This is a genomic window from Flavobacterium oncorhynchi (genome assembly GCF_002217355.1).
Lineage (GTDB): Bacteria > Bacteroidota > Bacteroidia > Flavobacteriales > Flavobacteriaceae > Flavobacterium > Flavobacterium oncorhynchi.
Window position 1 is genome coordinate 81,137 of the sequence record NZ_MUHA01000027.1, and the last position, 12,684, is coordinate 93,820.

The window sequence follows — 12,684 nt, forward strand, 5'->3', positions numbered from 1 at the left end:
TATTAAAATCTATAGCTTGCTCCAATTTTACCGCGAATGCCGTAATACTCCACCTGCTCCGGTCTTGAAACTACACCATGATAATAACGTAACTCTTGATTGTTAAGGTTGTTAAGATCGATGAAGAATGTAATATTCTTAGGTGTTGTATAAGAAAGGTTCATATCTAAATGAAAATCTTTGTCCTGATATCTGTCAGCTCCTTTGTTATCGCGGATTTCTACTAAAAAGGCTTCACGATAATTGGCTGCCAATCGTGCTGCAAAACCTTTGTATTCGTATATAAGCGATGCATTAAAAATGTTTGGCGATTGATTCATTAAACCTATTTTTTCGTCGCCTCGATCTGATAATGTGGTTTCGGATTTTGTAAAAGTATAATTGGCTTTTAGACTAAAATTGCTTAGAAATCCAGGTAATTCTTTAAATTTCTTATTGAAACCTACTTCTATTCCGTACAAGAATGCATTGTCAGAATTTAAAGGTCTTGAAACTTTATACAAATCTTCGGCTCCGCCAACAGTTCTTATTTCATCAGTTGTCGATGTATAAATTAAATCTTTAAGATCTTTATAAAAAACACTTCCTGTTATGTAATCGTTTTTGTTTAAATAATAAGAACCTACTACATCATAATTCCATGAAAATGTTGGTTTTAAATCGATGTTTCCTTCTACAACCGTATGATTATCGGGATTCACTCTATTACTCGGGCTCAATTCGTTAAAAGCCGGACGGGCAAAAGTTCTGGTAACTGCCGCTCTTAAATCCAATTTCTTTGATGGTTTGTAAATCAGATGTACCATTGGTAAAAATGCACCGTAATTTTTACTTCCGTATATTGGTGTAACTACTTTGGTTTTATCATTAAACTCGTAGCTTTTTGCATCTACAGCTGTGTTTTCATATCGAATTCCACCCACAAAACGAAAATCGTCGTTAATATTCCATTCTGCAGATCCGTAACCTGCCCAAACTTTTTCGGTAGCATCATAATTACCTGTTGCATAACTTGAGTTAGTTACATCCTGATAGTTATACTTTAAGTTCTTGGCAATCGCAGGATTTCCCATTGGGTCAATAAAAGAATTTTCTGTTGGATAATTGAATTTTAAATTATCATAATTATTATTCAATTCAGGAAACCAATTATTACTTGGAAATGCTTCTCTTTCCCATTGATTTAAATAGGCTTTTGGCGCTTTTGTATCATAAATCCAAGTAATGTAACGGTAGTCGTATGTACTGGTTTTGTTTCTAAATTTTCCTCCAAACTTAATTTTCAAATTTTCTTTCGCAGTATAATTAAAATCGGCGGCAGCTACTTGATCTTTCTCTTCAACATTACGAATTGAAGTTACATATCTGTCTAAATAATATTTTTCTGGATCATATGGCGCCGAAAAGTGCGGCTGAATATTGTTGGATGGATCACCCACGTAACCCGCTGGTCCGTCGCCTTGCAAAAACTTATAATTTGTACCGTCGACTTTTACCAAATTATCATATTTTACAGTTTGTATCCAGTTTCCATAATAATAACCTCTGTCATTTTTTGTTGCCGATGAAGGGCCATTATAACCTGCCCATGAAGTATAAGCAGCAACTTTGGCATTCATCTTCAACTTGTCTGATATTTTACTTTCGTATCCAAATTCACCTCCGTAATTTTTAAACAAATAATCTACAGTACTCCAACGCAATACAGCATTACTTGTCGTTTTATTAAAGTAGTGCATTGTTTTTCTGTTTTGCTCTTCGTCTAGAAATTGACTGTAGTAACCACGAGCGTAAATTTTGTTTCGGCTGTTAAAACGAAAATCTGTTGCAACATTAAATCCGGTATTAGTTCTCACTCCCTGATAATTTCTAACATCCAGCGTATTTACATTGTGTAATGCATTACCATAAACAACCTCATAATCATCTGTAGAATAAGTACGTCGATTATAATTGGTCATGGCTAGAAAGCCGAATTTCTTTTTAAAAAATCGATTACCGTATAATACCGTGCTATTATACCCCACTTTATCGTCTGCACGAAGATTAACAGGAATGGCAACAGTCGCACGAAAAGTTTCTTTTTTAGGAGAAAACTTCGGGATGTAATTAATCGTTCCTCCAATAGCATCTCCTTCATATTCTGGTGTAATTGCTTTTACAACCTGAATATATTCCAGAAATTCTGTTGGCAATAAATCCATTGGCACCGTACGATTACCAAGCAAATCTCCTGAGGTTTTTGCAGATGGCATTCGATCCCCATTAATTGTTGCCGAACTCCATTGCGACGGCGTTCCTCTTACGGTTACGTATCTTCCTTCTCCCTGATCTCTGTCTATACTCACGCCCGGAATTCTTTGTACAGCCTCAGCTGCACTAATATCTGGCATTTTACCCATTGCATCTGCACTAACAACATCCATAATAGCATTTGAACTTTGGCGCATATCCATCGCTTTTCTTTCTCCGCTGCTATAATATTCTAAAACTACTTCATCCAGTTTTTCTTCTCTACCAGCGAGAACAATAGTTCCTAAATCAATATTTTTTGTTGAAACGTTTACTGCAATTTTTTTTGAAGTATAGTTTTCACTTGAAATTTCTAAATGATATTGCCCTGCTTTAAGTTTAAAAGAGAAATTACCATTTTGGTCTGTGTCTATAGTTCTAGATTGCTCTATAACTAAAATCGAAGCCGGATGTAAAGGTCCGGATTCACTGCTGATTTTACCTTTAACTTCTTGTGCATACGAAGTTGTTAAGAATAATGCAGCTGCAATGTACAGTAAAGCCTTCATGAGTTTATTAATTAAAGTTTGTTTTTTAATTCTGATAAATCGTCAATAATATAATGGTAGAAGTGATGCTCTAATTCTTCTCGGCTGTATGCTCCAGTAGTCACGCCGACTACTAATCCGCATTTTGCATTTTCGCCTTGCTGCAAATCCGACATTGTATCGCCGACTTTTCCAACTAATGAAGCGTCTGCGATATTAAAGTGTTCCATAGCCCTAAAAATCATATCTGGATAAGGACGTCCATGCTCAACCTCATCAGAAGTAATACTGAAATCGAAATCAATGCCTTGTTTCCAGTTTAGTTTTTCGAAAATAGCATCGGCAATCGGACGAGAAAATCCTGTATCGAAAGCTACTTTTATCCCATTTTTTCTTAAATACTGAATCGTTTCATGAGCATTTGAAGTTGCTTTTACATCGTTGCTCTGCTCATAAAAAGCAATCATTTTTGCTGCAAAAACTTGATGGATTTTATTTATTAACTCAGGTCTTTTCTCTTCTAATAAAATCGAAATCGCTGCTGGTTTTTCATAACCCATTACTACATTAATCTGATCAAGAGAAAAATCATAACCAAATTCCTTTAAAACGGTTTGCAATGTTAAGCCAACTTTATTTTCATCATGGACTGTTGTGCCAGCCATATCAAATACAATTAATTCCATATTTTTGTCTATTTTTACAGTGCAATATTACTATACAAATGTTTACTATATGTAAACAAATTATGAAGTAATGTTTATTATAAATAAACTTTTGTATACAAATACTAAACATGGAAGGAGCTATTTTACTTGAAATCAGTAAGAGAATAAAACAATACCGAATCGAAAAAGGCTTTACTGTACAGGAACTTGCAGATTTAAGTGACGTAAGCAAAGGCATGATTTCTCAGATTGAGAACGGAAGAAGCATTCCTTCATTAACAGTTTTACTCAGCGTCGTTTCTGCTCTGCAGATTAACTTGAGCGAATTCTTTAAGGATATGACTCAGGAAGATGAAATGGTGCTTATAAAAAGAAAAGACGAATACGACCTGTTTCAAAAGGAAGGATCAAATGGTTTTTCGTACGAGCGTTTTTTAACCCGCACCATAAAAAATTCTACTATTGATATTGTTTTCTTGACTCTTGAACCTAATAGTTACAGAGATCAGGTAAGTACTGATGCTTTTGAATATAAATACATTATATCCGGCGAAGTTGATTATTTGATAGCAAATGAAACCTACACTTTAAAAGAAGGCGATTCGTTATTTTTTGATGGAAGATTGAAACACGTGCCAATCAATAAAAGTAAAAAGCCTGTAAAGATGCTAATCGTATATTTTTTCGATAATTAAAAAACTGCTTTTTTAACTGAAAATAAAAAATCCCAAGTATCATCTTATTGATACTTGGGATTTTCTTTTTTCCAAAATCTTAATCTATTACTTCAAAGAAGCCATATCAATTACAAAACGGTATCTTACATCGCTTTTCAGCATTCTTTCGTAAGCTTCGTTAATTTCCTGCATTTTAATAATTTCAATTTCCGAAACGATATTGTGTTTTCCACAAAAATCTAACATCTCTTGTGTTTCGGCAATTCCGCCAATTACAGAACCTGCAACAGATTTTCTGCCTAAAATCATTGGCACAGTATTTAAAATAGGTTCTAAACCTCCTAAATACCCCACTAAAACTAAAGTTCCGCTGATACTTAACGTAGCAACATAAGGATTTACATCATGAACATAAGGAACAGTATCAATAATTAAATCAAACTTTCCGCTTACTGCATTCATCTGATTATTATCTGTTGAAATTACTACAGCATCTGCACCCAGTTCTAAAGCGTCCTTTTCTTTATCCGGAGTTCTTGAAAACAAGGTAACTTCGGCACCAAGACCTTTCGCCAGTTTAATAGCCATATGTCCAAGTCCGCCCAAACCAACTACCGCGACTTTGCTTCCTTTGCCAACATTCCAGTGTTTTAATGGTGACCAAGTTGTAATTCCTGCACAAAGTAATGGTGCAACTGCCGCTAAATTTAAGTTTGCAGGCACTTTTAAAACAAAATGTTCATCAACAACTACTTTTTGAGAATAACCTCCATAAGTATGTCCGCCTAAATGAATATCTCGTCCATTGTAAGTTCCTGTAAAACCATTTAAGCAATACTGCTCAAGGTCATTTTTACAACTATCACAAGTATGACATGAATCGACCAAACACCCTACTCCTGCTAAATCGCCGACTTTAAGTTTTGTTACTTCGCTTCCTACCTTAGTTACTCTTCCCACAATTTCATGACCAGGAACAGCTGGATATTGTGTTCCTCCCCAATCGTTTCTTGCAGTATGTAAATCTGAATGACAGACACCACAATACAAAATTTCTATTTCGATGTCTTTTGCCAAAACTTCTCTGCGCGCGATTGTCATTTCTTCTAATGATGCATCGGCTGCAATGGTTCCAAATGCTTTTGCGTTAATTGTGTTCATACTTTATATATTAAATTATAGTGTAAAATTAAAAACCCTCTCTCTTTAAAAATAACAGAAAAGAAACATTTACTTATGAAATTCAAACAATTCTAAACTTTATAAAGATAACTAATTGGATTGTTTTTTCATAACCCAAAAACAACTTAACCACTAAAAATCAATACTTTAAAAACAAAAACATCAGCTAGCATCGATTTTATGCTGATAATTATATAATTACAAAGTTCAATAATATAAGCTTTCCAGCAATTATCGATTTAACTTTGAAAAGAGCATTTTTTGAACTATAAACCGAAGATTATGGATTTATACATTTTCATACAACTGGTTTTAATTTCGGGAGCTGCGACATCAGCAATGACGTGGTTCAGTTACTTTATGTCCAAAAATTACAGAAAATTATACCGAGACCCTGTACTTCTAAGCTCGGTACTAGTCAAAATGAATATTGACATTACAACTGAGTCTAAAAATAATTTGGGATGGTTTCTTCATTTTGTAATTGGCTTTCTATTTGTAGGCGCTTATCATATCATTTGGGCAGAAGATATTTTAGCAGTTTCAGCACTAAGTGCTCTTATACTTGGAGTTATCAGTGGTATAATTGGTATAATCAGCTGGATGCTTATTTTTAAAATCACTCATTATCATCCCTCCATCGGATTTAGAGAGTACTATATTCAGCTGTTTTTTGCCCATATCATTTTTGCTGCCGCTGCAACAGCTCTTTACTTTCTTACTCTAATTATGCTGATTGTTACAAAGGCCTTTTTTACTGTGTAAACGCAAAAAAAACTAACCAAAGCACAAACAATCATTCTCAAAATAAATAATGGCGCCTTATCGCGCCATTATAACTTATTTATCCAAATCTGTAAGTGTTACTTTTTATCAATTTTATAAAGCCTTCCTTGATCTGTCACAGCATACAAAGCACCATCACTGCCTTGCGTAATATCTCTAAAACGCTGATTTTCGCTGGCAAGAAGTCTCTCTTCTCCTGCAACTTTATTGTCTTTAATAACAAGGCGAACGATATGCATACCGCTTAAACAGCCAACAAACAAATTGTTTTCCCATTCTGGTATACGATTTCCCGCGTAAAAAGTAATTCCACTTGGCGATACTACAGGATCCCAATAGTAAACAGGCTGTTCCATTCCTTCTTTTTGTTGAATTCCTGTACCAATTGGTTCTCCACTATATTCTATTCCGTACGTAATTATCGGCCAGCCATAATTTAACCCGGCCTGAAGTCGATTGATTTCATCACCGCCTCGCGGTCCGTGTTCGCTCAACCAAATTTCTTTTGTAATTGGATGTACAGCCAGTCCCTGTGGATTTCTATGTCCGTAAGTAAACAATTCAGGCAATGCTCCTGCTCCCGCAAAAGTTGAATTTCCAGTTGCTGCTTTCCCGTCTTTGGTGATTCTGATTACTTTTCCTAAACTCGCTGTTAGAGATTGTGCCAAAGGTCTGGTTTCTAAAACCGAGCGTTCTCCTGTACTCACAATAAGATTTCCTGTTTGATCAAAAAGAATTCGTCCTCCATAATGCAAATTACTAGCGTTTGCTGGACTTGAACGATAAATTATTGTCGCATTTTCGATCGTTTTCTCATCATTGGATAATTTTCCCTTTGCCACCGAAGATATATTTCCGCCCGAAACCGCTTCAGAGAAAACCCAGTAAATCATTTGGTTTGAAGCAAAATCAGGATCCAAACACAACCCTAATAAACCGCCTTGTCCTGAAGCATTTACTGCTGGCAGACCAGTAATAGGAGCGCTTACAACTCCTGCAGGAGTAACAATACGCATTGTTCCTGTTTTTTGAGTAACCAAAAGACGTCCGTCTGGCAGACTTTTTACTCCCCACGGATTTGTTAATTCTGATGTAAGAACACTAGCCTGAAACGCAGTATTGGTAGTCACGCCATTTACTCGGGTTTGCCCTACAAATGCAGGTTTATAATTAGAATTTGGCTTTTCTTTTTCTACAGGATCCGTTTTTGTTCCTCCATCATTCTTTGCTTTATCATTACTTGAACAGCTAAACATCAAAAAAGCAGTTGAAAGAACAAAAATGTCTTTAAATTTTTTCATAGCAGTTATTAGTTAATTTGGGTTAATACGAACAAATATCTAAAATTAAGAATATTAAATTTTATAGGATTTACATTTTAACTTATAGAATTTCACCAATTTACAAAAAAAAGTCCAATCGAGTTGAATTGGACTTTTGAATTCTTTTAAAGAAAAACTTAGAGTTTTATTGCGATTTTTCCAATCGCTTTTCCTGACTCTAAAAGCTGGTGCGCCTTTTTTAGATTATCTGCTGTAAGACCTATTAATGTTTCATTTAAAGTAGTTTTCAAAACACCTTCATCTAACAAATCGGCTATTTTATTCAAAATATTATGCTGTTCGATCATATCTTCTGTTTGAAACATCGAACGTGTATACATTAACTCCCAAGAAAACGATACACTTTTATTTTTTAATTTATTCAACGCCACAGGATCACTGCTTCCTGTAATTGAAGCAATATGTCCTTGAGGTTTTATCAATTCAACCATTAAATCCCAGTACAAGTTTGTATCGACAAAGTCTAAAATAAAATCTACATTTTCAAAACCAGCTTCTTTAACAGATGCAATTAAATTTTTATGATCAACTACAAAATCAGCTCCTTGTTTTTTGCACCAATCTATCGTTTCTGAACGTGAAGCTGTTGCAATTACAGTTAAACCAGCGATTTTTTTAGCAAGTTGAATTGCAATCGACCCAACTCCTCCGGCACCTCCGATTATTAAAATTGATTTTCCTTTATCTTTCTCCGGATTTATTCGGATTCGATCGAATAAAATTTCCCAAGCTGTTAAACCTGTCAACGGTATTACGGCAGCTTCTTCGATACTTAACGATTTTGGCTTTCTGCCGGTAATTCGTTCATCAATAATTTGATATTCCGCATTGCTTCCTTGTTTTGTAATATCACCCGCATAATAAACTTCGTCTCCTTTTTTAAACAGCGTAACATTTTCGCCGACAGCTTCTACAATTCCCACAGCATCCCAGCCAATAATCTTCGGATTTTCTAAAACGGTATCTTTAGCACTGCTCTGGCGAACTTTAAAATCTACCGGATTTACTGAAATGGCATCTATTTTTACTAATAAATCATGGGGAGCAGGAACTGGTTTTGACGTTTCAAATTCGATAAAACTGTCTTTTTCCGCGATAGCCAATGATGTTTTAAATCCTATTGCTTTCATTTTTATACTTTTTTATTTCGTTATTTCTGTTTTAACATTTACCTCAACTGGTTTACTCTAACAAAGATACGAGGAGATTAAAGTTTAAATATGGTATATTTTAATACTATAACGGTACAAATTCAGCATTGTAAATATAAAATCATCATACGCTCTGAATATTATAATTGTAAATTTGTAAAAAGTAAAATACTCTATTATGATTATCAGAAAAGCTGTTATCTCCGATTCTAAATACATTGCGCCAATTTTGTTACTTGCAATGGAAGACATTATTTATAAATTTATCTGCAAAGACGACTATAACAGCGCACTTGAATTTCTGCAGCATTTTGTCGAAACAGAAAACAATCAATATTCGTATCAAAATTGTTATGTAGCCGAAGCTGATAATGAAATTATTGGTGCAGTTAATCTTTATGATGGTGCCGATTTGCAAAAATTGCGCAATCCGATAATCGAATATGTGAGAAACAATTATAATCCCGATTTTGATCCCGAAGATGAAACGCAGGCTGGTGAATATTATATTGACTCTTTAGGCATAAATCCGAAACATCAGGGAAAAGGAATTGGTTCTGCAATTCTGCAATTTTTGATTGATAAATACGTTCATAAAAATAAAGAGACTTTAGGTTTACTTGTAGAAGAAGATAATCCAAATGCCAAAAAGTTATATTTAAAACTTGGTTTTAAACCCGTTGGACATAAAACTTTGGTAAAAAAGAATTTGGAACATCTTCAAATTAACTAAAATAAAAATAGATGAGAAACGTATCGACAGCAGATGCAGGATTAGTATTAAGAATAGTTTTAGGAATTACAATGCTTTCGGCAGTAGCAGATCGATTTGGACTTTGGGGCGCACCAGGATCTAACGCAGTTGCGTGGGGAAACTGGGAAAATTTTGTCATCTATACACAGTCTCTTAACACGTGGGCCAGTAAATCTACTGCAGAAATATTAGGCGCAGCAGCCACATTTTTTGAAATTCTGCTTGCCGTATTATTACTCAGTGGGTTTAAAACTAGAATTGCAGCTTTTGGCACCGCTGTTTTAATGCTTCTTTTTGCGCTCGCAATGGCTGGTTCTGTTTCAATAAAAGCGCCATTTGATTATTCTGTTTTTACCAGTGCGGCAGCGGCTTTACTGCTTTCTACAATTGCTAAGACCACTTTTGCGGTTGATAATAGGATTTGATTGCTAATGGTTATGAATAAAAAAGAGTTTGCTATGCAAACTCTTTTTTTATGCTCATGAACTACAAACTATAAACCACCAACCATAAACTAAAAACCTTTTTAAGCCATTTTTAAGCCCCTTATTTTTTCAGGAACTGATATGTATTCGTAAATTAGCCACAAACAAAACATATCTTAATGACAGTACTTACATTTACCCTGATTATGCTTCTTGGCGCTTTTATGGCTGGTTTCATTGGTTCGTTGTCAGGATTGGGCGGTGGTATAATTATTATTCCTTTATTGACTATTATACTTGGTGTTGATATACATTATGCAATTGGAGCAGCTTTAGTTTCGGTAATTGCAACTTCTTCCGGCTCTGCGGCGGCTTATGTAAAAGAAGGAATTACAAATATGCGTCTTGGGATTTTTCTTGAAATTGCAACCACTATTGGTGCCGTTGGCGGTGCTTTACTTTCGGCAATTGCTCCTACTTCTTTCATTGCTGTTTTATTTGGACTTACATTGATTTTTTCGGCAATAAATTCTCTTAGAAAAAAAGAAGAGCATATTGTTTTAGAATCAAGTCCTTTGGCTAAAAAACTAAAACTAGAAGGAACTTATCCTACTCATAACGGAGAAGTTGTTCATTACGGAACAAAAAATGTTATTGGAGGTTTCAGCATGATGGGACTTGCCGGAATGATGTCTGGTTTACTCGGAATAGGTTCTGGCGCTTTCAAAGTAATTGCAATGGATAATATTATGCGTATTCCGTTTAAGGTTTCGACTACAACAAGCAATTTTATGATGGGCGTTACAGCAATGGCGAGTTCCGTAATTTATATTCAAAAAGGATATATCGAACCCGGAATATGTATGCCGGTTGTAATTGGTGTATTGTTTGGTGCTATGGCGGGTGCTAAAATTTTGGTTAGAACAAACCCTAAAAAACTACGAATCTTTTTTGCGTGCTTGATCTTTGTTCTCGCAATTAATATGATATATAATGGACTTAATGGAAAAATCTAAAGTTATGCAGCACGAAAAATTTGGAGAAAAAGATTTTCAAACCATTATTGGTAATTTACTGCGTTACGGCGTTTGGATTTCTCTATCAGTAGCTTTTATTGGAGGTATTGTTTATTTAATGCATCACGGAAGTGACATTGAAAATTATTCCGTTTTTAAAGAAAATGACCGCAATATCTTTGAAGTAATTTCGACTGTTTATCACGGAGTACTTCAAGGTAATGGGGAATATTTAATCTATTTTGGAATCATTTTGCTCTTCTTAACACCAGTTCTAAGGGTTATATTCTCTTTATTTTCATTCTTCCTTGAAAAAGATTATTTATATGTCGTGATTACGCTAATCGTTATTCTGATCATTATAACCAGTATTTCTTTTGGATTTTCGCATTAATTTGAAATCCTTTAAACGTACACTTGGAATCAAAAACTTAAATCGTATTTTTTATTAACTGACCTAATCGTTTTAAGTCAAATTCGGTTTTTTCATTCCATTCTACAGCAAAATTAAGCCTCATGCAATTGTTGTATTGATCGTGCTGTGTAAAAATTCTACCCGGTGCAAAACCTATTTTTTGTTTTACAGCGGTATCAAAAAGTACTGCTGTATCAATGCTTTTGTCTAATTCTAGCCAAAGAAATGAACCTCCTTGCGGTTGTGAAATCTTTGTATTTTCTGGAAAATGATCCTCAATAGTTCGCTGAAAATGAAGCGAATTAGTATATAATGTGTTTCTAAAATTTCTTAAATGATGATCGTATCTTCCATGCTCTAAAAAATCAGCAACTACTTCTTGATACAATGAAGGCTGACAAATAGTCTGTACTAATTTTTCTCTGATTATCTGATCCTTAAATTTACCTGGAACAACCCATCCTACTCTATATCCTGGAGCCAAAGTTTTAGAAACAGAACCGCACCACATTACTATACCAGCTTCATCATAATATTTACACGGTTTTGGTCTTGATCTTCCAAAGAAAAGATTCCCATACAAATCGTCTTCTATAAGAGGAATATTATGATGAGTGAGCATTTTTACCAATTCGATTTTACTTTCATCCGGCATCAAACTTCCAAGCGGATTACTGAAATTGGTCACAAAACAACACACATCGATTTTATGAATTACTTTTTTCAACGCTTCTAAATCGATCCCAGTAACAGGATGAGTCGGCAATTCAATAATATTAAGTCCCAATGTTTGGGCAACTTGAATAATTCCAAAATAAACAGGACTTTCAATCGCAATAGTATCTCCTCTTTTGGCAACAGCCATTAAACAATTATAGATAGCATTCATGGCGCCGGAAGTAATTACAAAATCATCTTCAGCTAATTTTCCATCTAATATAAATGACCATTTTGCTACATTTCGTCTCAAGTTTGCATTTCCCTGAACGGGCTCATAACTTGTACCGCTTTCAGCCCAATTACGTGCTGCTTTCAAAAGTCCTTTGTTCAGCTTTGCAATGGGAAGCAGACTTTCATCTGGAACTCCTAACGAAAATCGGCTGATACTTTTATCCTTCAGCGTATCAAAAACCTTTGTAATCAAATCTTCTGGAGCAACTTGCTTTTCAGACAGCTTAAGCTTATTCATTGAAGGTATTGCCAGCTTTCTATTTGATGTCTTACTAATGTAAAATCCAGATTTTGGCCGAGATTCTATCAGCGATTTACTTTCTAATTCTAAAAATGCCTGTTTTATCGTATTTAAACTTACATCGTATAACTTTTGTAAAGCACGAATTGATGGAAGTTTATCTCCAATTTTTAAAGTTTCAGAGAATATCTGCTCTTCAATTATATTTGCAATTTTTAGATATAAAACTTCTTTTGCCATCTTTTACCTCTTAATCTGTATCCTGTAAAAATATAAAAATTAAATCTGTAACCGT

The 12,684-nt window shown here is 34.7% G+C and carries 12 protein-coding genes; 6 read left to right on the top strand and 6 right to left on the bottom strand.

The window, feature by feature from the left end; all coding sequences use genetic code 11:
- Positions 1-2: 2 nt before the first annotated feature.
- Positions 3-2,801 (bottom strand): TonB-dependent receptor, encoded by a 2,799-nt coding sequence (locus B0A75_RS17365; RefSeq protein WP_089055528.1) that lies wholly within the window; start codon positions 2,799-2,801, stop codon positions 3-5.
- 11 nt (positions 2,802-2,812) lie between these two features.
- Entirely contained in the window at positions 2,813-3,466 is a 654-nt protein-coding gene (locus B0A75_RS17370; protein ID WP_089055529.1) for an HAD hydrolase-like protein, read from the bottom strand.
- A gap of 110 nt (positions 3,467-3,576) precedes the next feature.
- On the opposite strand from B0A75_RS17370, the gene B0A75_RS17375 reads away from it, so the two are divergent.
- On the top strand, positions 3,577-4,143 hold the full coding sequence (locus tag B0A75_RS17375; RefSeq protein WP_089055530.1) for a helix-turn-helix domain-containing protein: 567 nt from the start codon (positions 3,577-3,579) through the stop codon (positions 4,141-4,143).
- An 87-nt stretch (positions 4,144-4,230) separates the two neighbouring features.
- Here B0A75_RS17375 and B0A75_RS17380 read toward each other — a convergent pair whose 3' ends face one another.
- Positions 4,231-5,286, bottom strand: a complete 1,056-nt coding sequence (locus B0A75_RS17380) for an NAD(P)-dependent alcohol dehydrogenase (RefSeq protein WP_089055531.1) — start codon at positions 5,284-5,286, stop codon at positions 4,231-4,233.
- Positions 5,287-5,589: 303 nt separating this feature from the next.
- Between B0A75_RS17380 and B0A75_RS17385 the strand changes: the two genes are divergently transcribed.
- The gene (locus tag B0A75_RS17385; protein WP_089055532.1) at positions 5,590-6,072 is read left to right on the top strand and encodes a hypothetical protein; all 483 of its coding nucleotides are present in this window, start codon (positions 5,590-5,592) and stop codon (positions 6,070-6,072) included.
- A gap of 98 nt (positions 6,073-6,170) precedes the next feature.
- Here B0A75_RS17385 and B0A75_RS17390 read toward each other — a convergent pair whose 3' ends face one another.
- Positions 6,171-7,394: a PQQ-dependent sugar dehydrogenase gene (locus B0A75_RS17390; protein ID WP_089055533.1), complete on the bottom strand. Its 1,224-nt coding sequence runs from the start codon at positions 7,392-7,394 to the stop codon at positions 6,171-6,173.
- Positions 7,395-7,552: 158 nt separating this feature from the next.
- Positions 7,553-8,566, bottom strand: a complete 1,014-nt coding sequence (locus B0A75_RS17395; protein ID WP_089055534.1) for a zinc-binding alcohol dehydrogenase family protein — start codon at positions 8,564-8,566, stop codon at positions 7,553-7,555.
- Between the two features lie 199 nt (positions 8,567-8,765).
- Here B0A75_RS17395 and B0A75_RS17400 point away from each other — a divergent pair, with 199 nt between their 5' ends.
- From B0A75_RS17400 to B0A75_RS17415, 4 genes are all read left to right on the top strand, one after another.
- Complete coding sequence (locus B0A75_RS17400; protein WP_089055535.1) at positions 8,766-9,320, top strand: GNAT family N-acetyltransferase; 555 nt, start codon at positions 8,766-8,768, stop codon at positions 9,318-9,320.
- A gap of 11 nt (positions 9,321-9,331) precedes the next feature.
- Complete coding sequence (locus tag B0A75_RS17405) at positions 9,332-9,766, top strand: DoxX family membrane protein (protein ID WP_089055536.1); 435 nt, start codon at positions 9,332-9,334, stop codon at positions 9,764-9,766.
- Between the two features lie 179 nt (positions 9,767-9,945).
- On the top strand, positions 9,946-10,782 hold the full coding sequence (locus B0A75_RS17410; protein WP_089055537.1) for a sulfite exporter TauE/SafE family protein: 837 nt from the start codon (positions 9,946-9,948) through the stop codon (positions 10,780-10,782).
- Positions 10,769-11,176: a DUF1634 domain-containing protein gene (locus B0A75_RS17415; RefSeq protein ID WP_089055538.1), complete on the top strand. Its 408-nt coding sequence runs from the start codon at positions 10,769-10,771 to the stop codon at positions 11,174-11,176. Before B0A75_RS17410 ends, B0A75_RS17415 begins: the two co-directional genes overlap by 14 nt.
- Positions 11,177-11,213: 37 nt before the next feature.
- Here the strand turns inward: B0A75_RS17415 and B0A75_RS17420 are convergent, their stop codons facing one another.
- Complete coding sequence (locus B0A75_RS17420; protein WP_089055539.1) at positions 11,214-12,629, bottom strand: aminotransferase-like domain-containing protein; 1,416 nt, start codon at positions 12,627-12,629, stop codon at positions 11,214-11,216.
- Positions 12,630-12,684: the final 55 nt, after the last annotated feature.

Excerpts from the sequence above, each read along its gene's own strand:
- B0A75_RS17370 (WP_089055529.1), bottom strand. The coding sequence starts at position 3,466 with ATGGAATTAATTGTATTTGATATGGCTGGCACAACAGTCCATGATGAA.
- B0A75_RS17385 (WP_089055532.1), top strand. The coding sequence starts at position 5,590 with ATGGATTTATACATTTTCATACAACTGGTTTTAATTTCGGGAGCTGCG.
- B0A75_RS17395 (WP_089055534.1), bottom strand. The coding sequence starts at position 8,566 with ATGAAAGCAATAGGATTTAAAACATCATTGGCTATCGCGGAAAAAGAC.
- B0A75_RS17415 (WP_089055538.1), top strand. The coding sequence starts at position 10,769 with ATGGAAAAATCTAAAGTTATGCAGCACGAAAAATTTGGAGAAAAAGAT.
- B0A75_RS17410 (WP_089055537.1), top strand. The coding sequence starts at position 9,946 with ATGACAGTACTTACATTTACCCTGATTATGCTTCTTGGCGCTTTTATG.
- B0A75_RS17420 (WP_089055539.1), bottom strand. The coding sequence starts at position 12,629 with ATGGCAAAAGAAGTTTTATATCTAAAAATTGCAAATATAATTGAAGAG.
- B0A75_RS17390 (WP_089055533.1), bottom strand. The coding sequence starts at position 7,394 with ATGAAAAAATTTAAAGACATTTTTGTTCTTTCAACTGCTTTTTTGATG.
- B0A75_RS17375 (WP_089055530.1), top strand. The coding sequence starts at position 3,577 with ATGGAAGGAGCTATTTTACTTGAAATCAGTAAGAGAATAAAACAATAC.
- B0A75_RS17400 (WP_089055535.1), top strand. The coding sequence starts at position 8,766 with ATGATTATCAGAAAAGCTGTTATCTCCGATTCTAAATACATTGCGCCA.
- B0A75_RS17365 (WP_089055528.1), bottom strand. The coding sequence starts at position 2,801 with ATGAAGGCTTTACTGTACATTGCAGCTGCATTATTCTTAACAACTTCG.
- B0A75_RS17380 (WP_089055531.1), bottom strand. The coding sequence starts at position 5,286 with ATGAACACAATTAACGCAAAAGCATTTGGAACCATTGCAGCCGATGCA.
- B0A75_RS17405 (WP_089055536.1), top strand. The coding sequence starts at position 9,332 with ATGAGAAACGTATCGACAGCAGATGCAGGATTAGTATTAAGAATAGTT.